Raw genomic sequence first — 14,216 nt, forward strand, 5'->3', positions numbered from 1 at the left:
CCCCCTTTAGGGGGGTGGGGGAGGATTTTTAAGTTATCTAATTTTTTTCAGAAATGTGTGGTCCTCCCCCCACCCCACCTCCAAAGGGAGACAAAAAATCTAGGTAACTTCAGTATATAAAAAGTATGCGTGAATAGTAACTTTATTCACTCATTCACCAATTCAATCATTAATTCAACGAGGGACCGGGAATAACTTCCGGAGCGTTAGGAGCTACTGTTTTCAGGCGCAGGCCCAGAATAAGCAGGTCGTATTCTTTTTCGTCTATTTCGGCCACTTTTGGCAAATGGCCCCAGATGGTAAAACCGGCTTTGCCGAATAAACCGATGCTTGGCGCATTGTGCGAGAAAATGAAGCCCAGCAATGTTTTTATTTTCAGGTTCGGGCTTAGTTTTATTACATATTCCAGCAATTCGCGCCCTATGCCCTGGCCACGGTAATCTTCGCGTAAATAAATGGCAATTTCGGCGGTATGGTCGTAAGCCGGACGGCCGTAAAAAGATTTAAAACTGATCCAGGCTACCACTTTTTCTTCTTCCACGGCTACCCAAAGCGGGCGTTTCTCCGGGTTGTGGCTTTCAAACCAGGCTGTTCTTTCGGCTACCGAAACAGGTTCGGTATCGGCGGTTACCATGCGGCCGGCAATGGTGGAATTGTAGATTTCTACTATTTCGGGTAAATCGGAAATCTTAGCGTCGCGGATCGTGATCATGAGGCAAAATTACACAGAAAAGCATAAAAAAACTGCTTCCGTTCTATTAAAACCAAAGCAGTTCTTTCAGGTCAGATCTTTTAAGCGTAAAGCGGGGATTTTCTATTTCAGAAATTTACCGGCATTAAATAGCTAATGCCCATTTGTAGCGTGGAGTTTTGAGCATTCTGCGGGATAAGCAGGTGCGGTGAACCGTGTAAATGGCGCAAGCCCAACGCGTACCGGGCATCGATTGAGAAGCCATTTTTAAGGCAATAACCTACGCCTGCAACCGCACTGATATCGAAAGGCCGGGTATAGGCATACAAGCCGGTGGTTGTGGCAGAACCTTCCGCTACCAGCGCTGAATTTTGGATTTTGGCGGTAGAAGATAACAGCACCGATAACTGCGGGCCGGCCAGGGCAAAGAAATTTCCTTTACGGCTACGCTCTAAAACATTGCCGCCTTTTTTATGGCAAAAGAACGAGCGTTTATAAAGCAACGGTAGTTCCAGATACGTGAGTGAATTTTTCACCTGCATTTCAGTTTGCACGAAACCTTTGCCGGAATATAGCAGCTCTGCCCGCACCGCATGTTTTTTAGTAAGCAGGTAATCTGCTACCAGACCCGCTTGTATGCCATAAATACTTTTGTTTGAAGAACCGTCCTGAAGAATGTTGGCCATATTGGCCCCTGCTTTTAATCCTGCAGATAAGGGACGGATAATTTCCTGCGCTTGTACCGCCATACCGCTAAGTACCAGGAATGCGCCTAGTAATAGTTTTTTCATAATCAATTCGGAAGTTAGGTTGAGAGATTTTGTTTAAAATATCTAATAATATTTTGAACTTTTACGCAATGAAAATTAATAAAGTTATAATTATTTTAAATAAATTTATAAATAAATAAATTAAAACATTATTTCATTCAACTTTGTTTAGTCAGGTTTTTATTAGGTAAATTCTATTTTGGTACATTGCAGAGGGCCTGGACAATAAAAAAAACCGGCTTCTGGCCGGTTTCTATTTTGTTCAACAAGTAAAATCTTTTGGTTTAGCCTGCCCAGCCTTCGCGGTCTAAGCTACGGTACTGAATGGCTTCGGCTAAATGCTCTACTTTTATGGTTTCGCTGCCTGCCAGGTCGGCAATGGTGCGGCTTACTTTCAGAATGCGGTCGTAGGCGCGGGCCGATAAGCCTAAGCGTTCCATAGCGGTTTTTAGCAGTTTTTTTCCGGCTTCGTTTATCTGGCAGATGTCTTTTACCATTTGCGAAGGCATTAACGCATTGGCGTGAATTTCGGGGAAATTCTGAAAACGGGCCGATTGCACCTCGCGGGCTTTTATGACGCGTTCGCGAATATCGGCGCTGCTTTCGGTTTTGCGGGTTTCGGTCATCTGATCGAAGGTTACCGGCGTTACTTCCACGTGCAGGTCTATCCGGTCTAAAAGCGGGCCGCTTACTTTATTCAAATAGCGTTGCACTACGCCCGGTCCGCAGACGCAGTCTTTCTCAGGGTGGTTGTAGTAGCCGCAGGGGCAGGGGTTCATGCTGGCAATCAGCATAAAGTTGGCCGGGAAATCGATGGAAACTTTGGCTCTGGAAATGGTTACTTTGCGTTCTTCCAGCGGCTGCCGCATCACTTCCAGCACCGTGCGCTTAAATTCCGGAAGTTCATCCAGAAACAAAACCCCGTTATGAGAAAGGGAAATTTCGCCGGGTTGCGGATTTCCGCCCCCGCCAACCAAGGCTACATCGGAAATGGTATGGTGCGGCGCGCGGTACGGCCGGGTAGAAAGCAGCGAAGCGGCTTCACCTAATTTGCCGGCTACGGAATGGATCTTGGTGGTTTCTAAAGCTTCCTGCAAACTTAAAGGCGGCAGAATGGATGGCAGGCGTTTGGCCAGCATGGTTTTACCGGCGCCCGGCGGACCGACCATGATCACGTTATGACCACCGGCGGCGGCAATTTCCAGGGCGCGTTTTATATTTTCCTGGCCCTGTACATCGGCAAAATCGGCAAGGTATTTATCTACGTTATTCTGGAAAACTTCGCGGGTATCTATTTTGGTGGCTTGGATCGGGTCATCGCCCCAGAAAAAACCAATGGCTTCTTTGATGTTCTTTACGCCGTAAACTTCCAGGTTATTTACTATAGCGGCTTCGCGGGCGTTTTGCGCGGGAAGAATAAAACCTTTAAACCCTTCTTTGCGGGCCTGAATGGCAATGGGCAAAGCGCCTTTTATCGGGCGAAGTTCGCCGTCTAAAGAAAGTTCACCCATAATTAAATAGTCGCCCAGTTTATCGGCGGGCATCTGCTCGGAAGCGGCCAGCATGCCCAACGCAATGGGAAGATCGTAAGCGGAGCCTTCTTTGCGGATATTGGCAGGCGCTAAATTAATGATCACTTTCTGGCGCGGCATGCGGTAGCCGTAATGTTTCAGGGCCGATTCGATGCGTTGTTCGCTTTCTTTTACGGCGCTGTCGGCCAGGCCCACCATAAAAAGTTTGGTGCCGGGCGTTACGTTTACTTCTATGGTAATGGTGGCCGCATTTACGCCGAAAACGGCGCTGCCGTAGGTTTTGGTAAGCATACTTTTTTTGCCTTAAAGGATACCGTTTTTGGTTTGTTAATTTTTGAGAGATTGGTGTGCGAACAGCTTGTGTAAGAAATAAATTCCGGAAGGTTGAAATATTTCGTATTGAAGGAAAGGGCTTGAGTTTTTGCGGGGAAAGGATAGCGTTTTGATCTGAAATGCTGCTGAATTGCTTTGGTCCGTGCGCCACAGGCTAAGGTAAAGTTTTTTCAATCTGCCAAACCTGGGAAGTTTAAGAAACCTTACAGGTTTGTGGGAAACGCTATGGTTTCGAGGCTGAAAACTCTGACAAAACCTGTCGTAAGGAATTCATTGCTCAGTCGCACTGAATTCCATTGTGCCTGAAATAGATTCCCCGCAGGCTCGGAATGACCCGAAAGCCGGAATAAAGGAATTTCTAAGCCAGCTGTTTTTCGATCAGGAGCATGAAAATGTGGATCACTTTGATGTGGATTTCCTGGATGCGGTCGGCGTAACCGAAGTGCGGCACTCTGATCTCTACGTCGCTTAGGGCGGCTAATTTTCCGCCGTCTTTCCCGGTTAAGCTCACTACTTTCATGCCCAGTTCTCTGGCGGCTTGGGCGGCTAAAAGTACGTTTTTAGAGTTGCCGCTGGTGCTGATGGCCAGTAATACATCGCCTTCGCGGCCGAACGCTTCTACGCCGCGCGAGAACACGTAATCGTAGCCGTAATCGTTGGCTACGCAGCTGATATGGGCCGAATCGGAGAGGGAAAGGGCGGCCAGGGCTTTGCGGTTTTCGCGGTAGCGGCCCGAAAGTTCTTCGGCAAAATGCATGGCATCGCACATGGAACCGCCGTTGCCACAGCTTAAAATTTTACCACCGTTCTTCAGCGCTCCGGCCATGAGGTTGGCGGCTTGTTCGATGGCGGAAACGGTATCTTTTTGGGCTAAAAAAGTGCTTAAAACCTGCTGCGCTTCGGTAAGTTCGGCTAAAATATGTTCGGCAGAATTCATAAAAAATTATTGCAGGTTATCGGGCGGAAAAATCGGGTCTGGCTTGGAAATCGGGTTGGTGGCCGGACGGGTCTGGCTCGTATAGTCGCGGGTTTCTTCGGCTTTCCGGTCGTAAAGGCTGGCTTTAAGTTCGTTTATGCGGTTGTTTAAGTTGGCGCGTTCGCGTTTTAAGGCCAGAATGCTCATGTTCGAGATCAGTAGATAAACCAGTAAAAGGCCGGCGGCAATTCCGAAGATCGTTTTGTAATAATTCTCCGGGTTAAAAGTGGTGAGGGTTTCGTCGAGGTAAGGCGTACTGATAATATTGAGCATTACCAGCAAAGCATAACCCAGGAACAATAATACAACAACGTTCACAAATTTTCTTAATGTTTCCATTCAGGCAAAAGGTTAGTTCAGATCCGGAAAAAGTAAAGCTACCTAATTTTTTAATGGTTTAATGGTTAAACGGCTAAATTGTTACGCTGTACGAGTTTTTTAGGCAAAAAGCATAGCGTTTTTTAATGATTGGGTTACTGAATGAGTGAATTCTAGAATGAGTGAATGGTAGAATTTTAATTTATAATATCTGAGAGTTTTTTAACTGAAAAATATTGCATTTCAGCATTCCGTTTCATAGTTATTCTCTAATTCTCTGACCCTAACATTCACTCATTCTAGAATTCACTAACTCCGTAACTCATTAACTCAATCATTCTCCCATTCTCCCATTCACTAATTCAATCATTCCCTAATTAAACCATTCAAAACTCAGCCCGAAACCTGCATCTGGTTTAGTTTGGAGTACAGGCCGTTATTCATCGAAAGTTCATCGTGGGTGCCGCGTTCTACAATTTTACCATGTTGCATTACAATAATTTCGTCGGCGTGCTGAATGGTGCTCAAACGGTGAGCAATTACCAGCGACGTGCGGCTTTGCATGAGATTGGTTAGCGCCTGCTGCACCAGTTTTTCCGATTCGGTATCTAAGGCGGAAGTGGCTTCGTCGAGAATTAAGATCGGCGGGTTTTTGAGCACGGCGCGGGCAATGCTCAGGCGCTGCCGTTGTCCCCCCGATAGTTTGCTGCCGCGGTCGCCGATCATGGTTTCATAGCCATCCGGCGTTTGCATGATAAATTCGTGGGCATTGGCAATTTTGGCGGCCGCTACCACTTCTTCCATCGTCGGGTTTTCTTTGTTGAATGCGATGTTGTTGAAAATGGTGTCGTTAAAAAGAATGGATTCCTGCGTTACAATGCCCATAAAATTCCGGACCGAATGCAGCGTACAGTCTTTTATGTCAGTACCATCAATAAAAATTCCGCCGGCAGTCGGGTCGTAGAAACGTGGTAGCAAGTCGGCCAACGTAGATTTTCCGGAACCGGAAGGACCCACCAGGGCCACCGTTTTTCCTTTCGGAATGGTGAGGTTGATGTTGTCTAAAACGGTATCTTTTTCGTACGAAAAACGCACGTTCCGGAATTCGATCTGGTTTTCGAACTGCTGCAACTGCCGGGCATCGGCTTTGTCGCGGATGGTTGGCTGCGTATCGATGATGCTCAGAATTCTTTCGCCGGCCACCAAACCTCTTTGAATGTTGCTGAACGAGGAAGAAAGCGCTTTGGCCGGCACCAATACCTGCGAGAAAAACACCACGTAAGCAATAAATTCCGCCGCCGAAAGCTCTGATTCGTTGTTTAACACCATGCTTCCGCCGTAGTATAAAATAATGGTTACCACGCCCACGCCCAGCACTTCGGAAAGGGGCGAAGCCAGGTCGCGGCTGTTAAACATGGACTTTACAATGCGGGCGTAACGGTCGTTCTCTTCCTTGAATTTGCGCATGATATACGGCTGCGCGTTAAAGCCTTTTATAACCCGCATGCCGCCCAGCGTTTCGTCTATTACAGTAAGAATAGAGCCCAGCGAATGTTGCCCTTCCTTGGCTTTGCGTTTCAGTTTTTTAGAAAGCGCCGAAATAATTATACCCGAAAGCGGCAAAATAATGAGCGTGAACAAGGTCAGTTTTACGCTCATGGTAAACAGGATAATGAAGAACCCGATAATAGCCACCGGCTCGCGCACCACGGTGGTTAAGGTACTGATCACGGAGCTTTCAATTTCCTGCACGTCGTTGGTCATGCGGCTCATTAAGTCGCCTTTGCGTTCGTTGGTGAAATAACCGAGCTGCAGTTGCGTAATGCGCTCGTAAACATCGTGGCGCAGGTTTTTTACCACTCGGGCACGCAGCTGCACAATTACCCGCTGGCCCAGGTACTTGAATAAATTAGAAAGCAGTACCGAAGCCAGAATGATCAGGCAGACAAATTTTAATGCGCCGGCTTTACCGGTTTCGAGTAAAATGGTACCGAAATAGTAGTTAAAAAGCGCTTTTCCGTATTCAATGGAAACCGAAAATTCGGGTAAACTCACCATTTGCACCGCCTCGCTTTTCGGCACTTCGTCGAACAAAACGTTAAGCAGCGGAATTAGAAACGTAAAGTTCAGTAAGCCGAAAAACGTGCCCAGCAGCGTGAAGGCAAAATAAAGCGGCACGTAACGGCTGAACGGCCGGGCAAAATTCAGAATGCGTAAATAAGTTTTCACGCCGCAAAGGTACAGCCTTCTGCTTTATAATTAAGAATTAGGAATTAAGAATTAGGAATGATGGGTTTTGAAGAAGAAAACGATAGCGTTTTTGGAATAACAGAAAGTTTTTCTCTATTTAAAGAGCTGAAATAACTGAATTAAGAAAATGAAAAAATCGAACCTGTTTTACGGATTTTTAGCTGGCTGTGGCTTTATGCTTCTTCTGAGTGCCAAAATGAATTCAAACGCAACAGATGAAGTTCCAAGGTATCACTTAACTACTGTGGGATCAAGTGCCTTTGTATATGATGCTGTTACTGGCGATTACAACGAAGTTAGTTATTCCGACTTAAAGAAGCATAGTAACCTTAAATCTATGCGCAGATATTAAATATATACATTGATATATTCAGGTTAATATTTACTGGTAGATTGTTGTCATAAGAAAGCATCAGGCGTTTCCACCCGATGCTTTTTTATGCACTTGTATCTATAGCTTGCTAATTTCGCCTGAACATTAAAACTCATGCAACCGCTGACCGATATTCCAGCGGAAAGAAACCGAAGAAAACGACGAAGAATTATCAAATTCATTTAATTCGGCATCGGTACGGCGCAGGATCTGGCTCAGGTCGATGAACATGTTTGGTTTTAACTGGTACGAAAGCGTCAGGTCTAAATGTAATAAATTGGTGGTATTTCCTTGGCCTACTTTATTGCCGTAATCCTGCGGGTGCGGAACGTATGGTTTCAGCACATTGCCGCCCCAGTTCGAAGAATCGGTATCGGCGCCGAAGTGGGTGAAAATGGCTTTGCCGGTAATGTTGAGTTTGCCAATGGGCTGGTAGCTTGCAATGCCCATTAATTCCGACAAGTTAGCACCCATGGGGTGGGCAAGCGGCTGCTGGTAATGCTGGTAATTGGTGAAACGGCTTTCGTGCTGGTATAAATACGGCCGCAGGTAATTGAATTCGCCTTGCAGGTCCAGGTTTTCCAGTCCGAACGCATCTACGTATTTGGCTCCGAGCTGTGCGCCCTGTTTGTTGGCCCACCAGCCGTTGCGTTCTTTTATGGCGCTGAGCAAGAATTCATCGAGCATCACCTGGCCGTACAACTGCACACGTTTTTTAATGTTCCACTTGAAATCGAGCCCTAATAAAGCGTTGTCTTCGGAGCCGAGTTGTTGTTCTACGGAGCGGTAAAAAATGATCGGGTTCAGGTATTCCAGCTCAAAATTGCCTTTGCCGCGCGCAAAGATCACGCTCTCGAAAACGCCCACGTTCAGGTTCGGCTTAATGTTGTAGCTCAGGTGGTGGTAAGCAAAATATTTTTTCGGGTAAAGCTTGTCGCCAATGCTGTGGTCGGCGTTCATGCTGGCAAAAATATTTTCGTACTGCAGTTTCCAGACCTGTGTATTCAGTTTCAAAAAGAAATAACCCGGCGCGTAATCCGAAAGAATCAACGAACGGTAACCGTTGCCGATGAAATTCTTGTCGTGGCCCAGCTGGATGTTGATGTGTTTGCTGAGCGCATAGTTTACGTAGCCGCGCGCCGTGAAAAAGTCGTAACCGTCTTCCTTAAAATTTTTCCAGTACCCTTCGTGCGGCACAATGGTATCGCGGGCAATTCTATCGTTCACGTATTGCGGAAAAAGCGCCTGGTTTTCGCCAATGAAGGTATAGAAACTCAGTTTTTTATCGATGGTTCCTTCGGCCTGCAAACCGCGCGTGTTGATGTAACGCAGGCCTTCAGAATCAGAATCTTTACCCAGCTGGAAATGCAGCACCGGGTTCAGCCGCAAGGTGAAATCTTCGGTTTCCACATGAAAAAGATCGGTCTTGTTCCGGTAGAAATGCTTTAAAATTGGTTTGCGGCTTTCGTTGAAATCTTCTGCGGGAAAAACTTCGGTAACGGCCACTTTATTCCCGGAAGAATCGGTGGAGAATTGCGGCGCTTCGGTTTGAACATAGTCCCAGTTATCCTGCAGCAAATAGGTTAAATTAAAGCGGTCGGCTTTGGAAAGGTTGGTTTCGTGGCGCAGCACTTTCTGGGCCAGTTTGGCTACCGTTTCGCGTTTGTAGGGTTTAATGCTGGTGTGCAGTTCCGGAATGCTGTCGGCGTATTTGAGTGCGTATCGGTCTATTAAACGGTATTTATCGGCGTCTAAAGGAACGTAGGTGCTTTGCGCGGAAACGGAAAAAACGGTAGCAAAAAGCAGGAAAAAACTAAAAATGAATTTCATGTTCGGGTCGGGAAACAAAGGCGAAATAACGGAATTCCGCCGCAGAAAACCAATGTACTGATTTTGGATGGTTTGGGTTGGTAATTTTAGTGCTCCACGTCTTAAAAAGCCCGGTAATAGAATAGCTGTGCCTTAGAAAATGGTACGCTTTTTTAGCTGAAAACTCAATTGCATATCCTAAGAAATTGCATGGCCGTCTGCTTTAGCCGACCGTTTTGGGAATTGCCAGGAGTATAGAAATTCCCAATTCTTAATTCTTAATTCTTAATTTGCGGCTGTGCTCCAATACCTGAAACATTCCGAAATTGATTTTGCGCTCTGGGACCATTGCGTGCAACATTCCGCGCAGCAAATGCTCTATGCCTGCGCCGGTTACCTGGAAGTTTCCACGAATGAGAATTGGGATGCAATTGTAGAAATACAAAATGGGAAGTACGTTTCGGTTTTCCCGTTGCCGTTTAAAAAGCGCCTCGGCGAGAAATTTATATACCAGCCTTTCCATTCCCAGCAGCTCGGTTTATTTACCACTTCGGAAAGTAAAATAACTTCCGTTTCTGCTTATTTAAGCGTCATTCCGCAACCCTTCCGGAAAATTTACTTGCAGCTGAATACCAGCAATACGCACGCGATCGGGGCTTTGCCGGAAGGTTTTTCCAGCGAACCGCGCGTAACGTATCACCTTGATCTGGCAAAACGCTATGAAAATTTGCGGGAAAACTACGCGACCAATCTGAAACGGAATCTGAAAAAAGCGCAGCAGGAAAATTTTCAGGTTACAACTTCAGAAAACCTTTCGGAGCTCATAAAACTCTACCGGCAAACGCGCGGCAAAGATCTGAAAGACGTAAAAGACCGGCATTACCATCTGTTCCAAAACCAGTATGCTTTTCTGCTTAAAAACGCTAGCGTGCAAATTTCCGAAATAAGAAAAAACGGGGTATTAATAGCCGGCGCCTTGTTTTTAAAGCAGCCCGGTAAACTTATTTTTCTCTTTAGCGCCACCTCCGAAACCGGCAAAAAGCACGGCGCTATGGCGTTTATTTTAGACCAACTGGTGCAGCAGCACGCCGGCAGCAGAACCATTTTAGATTTTGAAGGCAGCAGCATTCCGAATTTAGCGCGTTTCTATAGCAGTTTCGGGGCAAAACCCGTATCTTACCTTTCCGTAAGCCGCAACAATTTACCTGCTTACCTGAAACTGCTGATAAAATAATGCGCATTTTAACCCAAGAAAATTCAATTGCCAGTTACTTCCTGGCCCAGCTCCGCGACCAATCGGTGCAGAAAGACAGCATGCGTTTCCGGAGGAATTTAGAGCGTCTCGGCGAAATAATGGCTTACGAAATTTCCAAAACGCTACCCTATTCGCCCCAAAAAGTGCAAACCCCGCTGGCCGAAACAATTGCTTTTATGCCTGCCGAATTTCCGGTTTTAGCTACCGTCCTGCGGGCCGGTTTGCCTTTCCACCAGGGTTTCCTGAATTATTTCGATGCCTCGGAAAGCGCTTTTGTAGCCGCCTACCGCATTGAAAAAACGCACGATCTGCAGATCCAGGTAGATTATCTGACTTCGGTTTCGCTGGAAGATAAAATCCTGCTGCTGGTAGACCCGATGCTGGCCACCGGCAAGTCGTTGGCGTTAACCTACCAGGCCATGCTGCGCTTCGGCATGCCCCGCGAAACCCATATTGCCGCCTGCGTAGCCAGCCCCGAAGGTATCGCCCACATTCAGCAGGAACTGCCCAACGTAAAGATCTGGCTCGGCGCGTTAGACGAAAAACTGAATGAGCGCAGCTACATCATTCCGGGCCTCGGCGACGCCGGCAACCTGGCTTACGGCGCCAAGATCTAAGTCTGTAAAACCTGTTCCCATTTAAATTTTCGGCCGTAACGCCCCCGAACATAATGTTTTGGTTAAGTTTGCGTTTTCAAGGCCTTCGGAAGCGCGGTTTTTCCGTATAAAAACGGTAGCGTTTTCCGGTTAAAAAGTAAAATCAGTGTTCGAAACCTTTGCCAAATATCTTTCCGTTTTTTTGCTCAGCATGGTCAAGTTCTTTGGCGGTCCGCTTACGGGTGCTGCATTGGGCTTAAATTTCTGGCAAACTTTCGGGCTGACCGTGGGCGGCATGATGACGAGCGTTACCATTTTCAGCTTGCTGGGTTCGGCGGCCACGCGGTATTACGCCAAACGCCGCCGCGAAAAAAACAAGCCGATGTTCAATAAAAAGAGCCGCCGCATTGTAAAAGTGTGGCAGAAATTCGGGATGGGCGGCATTGCTTTTCTTACCCCGTTAATTCTCAGCCCCATCATCGGCACCATCATCGCCACGGTTTTAGGCGCCAAACGCGGACAAATTCTGCTGCACATGCTCTGGAGCGCCGTGCTCTGGGGAACCATCTTCACCTTTGCGTTAATCAATCTGCGGCACTGGGATATTCCGTTTATTGGGAAGTAATGTTGTCTGAATTGGGATTTGTCAGATTAATGGATTTCAGGATTTCTGTCTGATCAGTGATTTTTTTGATTTTATGATTGTGTAGGGACAGGTCGCGACCCAATGCCGTCAACTTTAGGGATCCTTTTAATTTATTTGGTCATCCCGACCTTGGGGGGCTATCTCATACCGATCCCGCAAGGAATTTATCGCTTAGTCGCTCTAAATTCCATTGTAGTATTCAATAGTTTCTTCGACAAGCTCTGAATGACGCAATATCGTTTTGCTTAGTATCTTAACTTGACGGCATTGGGCTTGACCTGTCTGCACGTTATTGCGACTTTTTTGCGGGAAAAGGGTAGCGTTTTTGGGGAGAAAACAGCAAATTACTGCGTTACAAAAATTGTTTTTCGGAAATTATATCCTTCCATTGCATCAAAAGCCCAAGTCTCACCGGGCAGCCACATGCCGCTAAAATCAATGTTGAATTTCTGACAATTTGGATTTTTGAGCTTGTAAACCCTTTCATTTTCATAACCTTTTACTTTGAAAGCTAAGCCGTCATTGGGTTGGCTCATTAAAATCCCTGAAAGATTGAACGTTAAGGAGTCGCCTTTCTTTAACATATATACCTTGAAATTTTCGTCAAAAGACTTTGGATTAGGTACGTCAGAATGCAGTAAAGTAGTATCGCAATAGAAGTTCAGATTAAAGAATAGGGATTTTTGGACAGTTTGATCAATAGTGAACTTCATCTCATTATTACTGTCGTTACGTAAAATCAACCTGAAAGGGAATTCTCTATTTACTTGTATTGTATCTGGTGCGTTTATAATTTTTGTGGCAGAATAAAAGTCATCTTGTCTTTCGCAGGAACTGAATAATCCTACAAGGAAAATTAAATATAGGGTCAGGTGAATTAATTTCATTGTCGTAATTCTTTCCCAATATACCAAAAAAAAAGCCCTCCCCTGAATCAGGAAAGGGCTTAAACTCGGTTACGCTTTATTCCGTCTGAAACCTCTGATCTTCGTAGGTTTCTTTTCTACAAAAGGTTTCCCGGTTCGTTTATCGATCACGCCTTCGCGGAGATATTCTTTTTTCTCGTGGAACGCGCCTTTAAAATCCGGATCGAGTTTACGTTTCTGGCTGTCGAGGTCTTTGGCAATTTTCTGCTTTTCGTCGAAACCGGTTTTCTCGATCTTCACTTCTTCCGGCATTTCGGCCACCGGAATTTTCATGTGCATCAGTTTCTCGATCTCGCCAATGCTGGCGCGTTCGGCTTCGTTGGCAAACGTAATAGCATGGCCTTCGTTGAAAGCCCGGCCGGTGCGGCCAATGCGGTGCACGTAATCTTCGTAAATGGCCGGCACATCGAAATTGATCACGTGGCTCACCAAACTTACATCAATGCCGCGGGCGGCCACATCGGTAGCTACCAGAAAGCGGATGTCGCCGTTCCGGAAATCTTCAATTGCGTTGATGCGGGTGTTCTGGCCTTTGTTACCGTGCAGCACGCGCGTTTCGCCTTTCACTTTCCGACCCAGGAATTTGGAAACGTTTTCGGCGGTGGCTTTGCTGCGGCAGAAGATCATCACGCGGTTGAATTTTTCTTCGTCGCGCACCAGGTATTCCAGCAGGTTAATTTTGGTCGGTAAATTCGGCACGTGGTACAAAACCTGGGTAACGGTATCTACCGGCGTGGCCTGGCGGGTAATTTCCACCTTCATCGGGAATTCCAGAAATTCTTCGGAAAGCTTCTCAATGCGCGGACTCATGGTTGCTGAAAAAAGCAAATTCTGGCGCTTCCGCGGAATAACTTCCAGCAAAGCCCGGATCTGCGGCATAAAGCCCATGTCCATCATTTTGTCGGCTTCGTCCAGCACCAATGTTTTTAGTTCTTTCAGAATCAAAGCGCCTTTCAGGTAAAGCTCCATCAAACGGCCCGGCGTGGCAATTAAAATATCCACGCCTTTCTCGATCTGTTCGATCTGGCTTTTCGGCCCCAGACCACCGTAGATCGCAAAGAAACGGATGTCGGTATATTTAGCCAGTTGCTTGATGTGGTCTTCTATCTGCATGCCCAGCTCGCGCGTGGGTACTACAATCAAAGCTCTTGGATTGGTGCCTTGCGCGTATTTCACCTTCATTAAGATCGGGAGTACAAAGGCAGCGGTTTTGCCGGTTCCGGTTTGCGCAATGCCCATCACATCGTGGCCGGCGTTAATGAGCGGAATGGTTTTGGCCTGTACCGGGGTCGGGTTTTTGAAACCGGCTTCCTCAATGGCGTTCAGCAACTGGCGGTTCAGCTTAAAATCTTCGAAGGAAACTTCCGGCGCTGCTGTTTCTTCGGTTTCGTTTGCGTTTTCAGCAGATTGCTCCGTGTTTTCAGCAGGTTTGTTTTGGGTTTCTTCGTTCTGGTCTATCGCTTCGTCGGTCATATCGGTACAGGTAAATTATTTGAAATAGTCTGCAAAGGTACGCAAAAAACGGCGGATGACTTTTGTACGAAATATTGCCAGGCAAAGTCTGCTCAGTTTACGCGTAAGAAGGTTTTTGAATTAAGAGTTTTTGGGGCGAAAACCATAGCGTTTCTGAAAGTAAATTAGTTATCAGGAAATGGAAGAGCATAAAAAAAGGGAAGCTTTAGCTTCCCTTTTTTATGATAAAACGCTAGCGTTTTATTGCCTGATGAGTTTGGTGGTGAAA

At 46.3% G+C, this 14,216-nt stretch carries 13 protein-coding genes; 4 read left to right on the forward strand and 9 right to left on the reverse strand.

Translation table 11 applies throughout. The features are described from left to right. Nucleotides 1-169: 169 nt before the first annotated feature. The 6 genes from I5M27_RS10460 to I5M27_RS10485 all read right to left on the reverse strand — a co-directional run bounded on the left by I5M27_RS10460 (nucleotide 170) and on the right by I5M27_RS10485 (nucleotide 6,849). Nucleotides 170-712, reverse strand: a complete 543-nt coding sequence (locus I5M27_RS10460; protein WP_200506155.1) for a GNAT family N-acetyltransferase — start codon at nucleotides 710-712, stop codon at nucleotides 170-172. Between the two features lie 107 nt (nucleotides 713-819). After that, the gene (locus I5M27_RS10465; RefSeq protein WP_200506156.1) at nucleotides 820-1,482 is read right to left on the reverse strand and encodes a porin family protein; all 663 of its coding nucleotides are present in this window, start codon (nucleotides 1,480-1,482) and stop codon (nucleotides 820-822) included. A gap of 263 nt (nucleotides 1,483-1,745) precedes the next feature. Then, on the reverse strand, nucleotides 1,746-3,284 hold the full coding sequence (locus I5M27_RS10470) for a YifB family Mg chelatase-like AAA ATPase (RefSeq protein ID WP_200506157.1): 1,539 nt from the start codon (nucleotides 3,282-3,284) through the stop codon (nucleotides 1,746-1,748). A gap of 400 nt (nucleotides 3,285-3,684) precedes the next feature. Then, nucleotides 3,685-4,263 (reverse strand): D-sedoheptulose 7-phosphate isomerase, encoded by a 579-nt coding sequence (lpcA, locus tag I5M27_RS10475; protein WP_200506158.1) that lies wholly within the window; start codon nucleotides 4,261-4,263, stop codon nucleotides 3,685-3,687. 6 nt (nucleotides 4,264-4,269) lie between these two features. Continuing rightward, complete coding sequence (locus tag I5M27_RS10480; RefSeq protein ID WP_200506159.1) at nucleotides 4,270-4,641, reverse strand: hypothetical protein; 372 nt, start codon at nucleotides 4,639-4,641, stop codon at nucleotides 4,270-4,272. Between the two features lie 372 nt (nucleotides 4,642-5,013). Then, nucleotides 5,014-6,849, reverse strand: coding sequence for an ABC transporter ATP-binding protein (locus I5M27_RS10485; RefSeq protein WP_200506160.1), 1,836 nt, complete (start codon nucleotides 6,847-6,849; stop codon nucleotides 5,014-5,016). A 148-nt stretch (nucleotides 6,850-6,997) separates the two neighbouring features. Here I5M27_RS10485 and I5M27_RS10490 point away from each other — a divergent pair, with 148 nt between their 5' ends. Continuing rightward, a complete protein-coding gene (locus I5M27_RS10490; protein WP_200506161.1) occupies nucleotides 6,998-7,222 on the forward strand; it encodes a hypothetical protein in 225 nt (74 codons plus the stop codon). A gap of 126 nt (nucleotides 7,223-7,348) precedes the next feature. Here the strand turns inward: I5M27_RS10490 and I5M27_RS10495 are convergent, their stop codons facing one another. After that, nucleotides 7,349-9,073 carry a hypothetical protein gene (locus I5M27_RS10495; protein WP_200506162.1) on the reverse strand — a complete coding sequence of 575 codons (1,725 nt, stop codon included), beginning with the start codon at nucleotides 9,071-9,073 and terminating at the stop codon, nucleotides 7,349-7,351. 277 nt (nucleotides 9,074-9,350) lie between these two features. On the opposite strand from I5M27_RS10495, the gene I5M27_RS10500 reads away from it, so the two are divergent. The 3 genes from I5M27_RS10500 (at nucleotide 9,351) to I5M27_RS10510 (ending at nucleotide 11,528) form a co-directional block, all read left to right on the forward strand. Then, nucleotides 9,351-10,286 carry a GNAT family N-acetyltransferase gene (locus I5M27_RS10500; RefSeq protein ID WP_200506163.1) on the forward strand — a complete coding sequence of 312 codons (936 nt, stop codon included), beginning with the start codon at nucleotides 9,351-9,353 and terminating at the stop codon, nucleotides 10,284-10,286. Beyond that, nucleotides 10,286-10,924 (forward strand): uracil phosphoribosyltransferase, encoded by a 639-nt coding sequence (gene upp, locus I5M27_RS10505; protein WP_200506164.1) that lies wholly within the window; start codon nucleotides 10,286-10,288, stop codon nucleotides 10,922-10,924. Before I5M27_RS10500 ends, upp begins: the two co-directional genes overlap by 1 nt. A gap of 145 nt (nucleotides 10,925-11,069) precedes the next feature. Continuing rightward, nucleotides 11,070-11,528: a hypothetical protein gene (locus tag I5M27_RS10510; protein WP_317193582.1), complete on the forward strand. Its 459-nt coding sequence runs from the start codon at nucleotides 11,070-11,072 to the stop codon at nucleotides 11,526-11,528. A 365-nt stretch (nucleotides 11,529-11,893) separates the two neighbouring features. Here I5M27_RS10510 and I5M27_RS10515 read toward each other — a convergent pair whose 3' ends face one another. Then, on the reverse strand, nucleotides 11,894-12,436 hold the full coding sequence (locus I5M27_RS10515; protein WP_200506165.1) for a hypothetical protein: 543 nt from the start codon (nucleotides 12,434-12,436) through the stop codon (nucleotides 11,894-11,896). Between the two features lie 69 nt (nucleotides 12,437-12,505). Beyond that, nucleotides 12,506-13,948, reverse strand: a complete 1,443-nt coding sequence (locus tag I5M27_RS10520; protein WP_200506166.1) for a DEAD/DEAH box helicase — start codon at nucleotides 13,946-13,948, stop codon at nucleotides 12,506-12,508. Between the last annotated feature and the right edge of the window lie 268 nt (nucleotides 13,949-14,216).

Source organism: Adhaeribacter terrigena (assembly GCF_016623615.1).
Classification (GTDB): domain Bacteria; phylum Bacteroidota; class Bacteroidia; order Cytophagales; family Hymenobacteraceae; genus Adhaeribacter_A; species Adhaeribacter_A terrigena.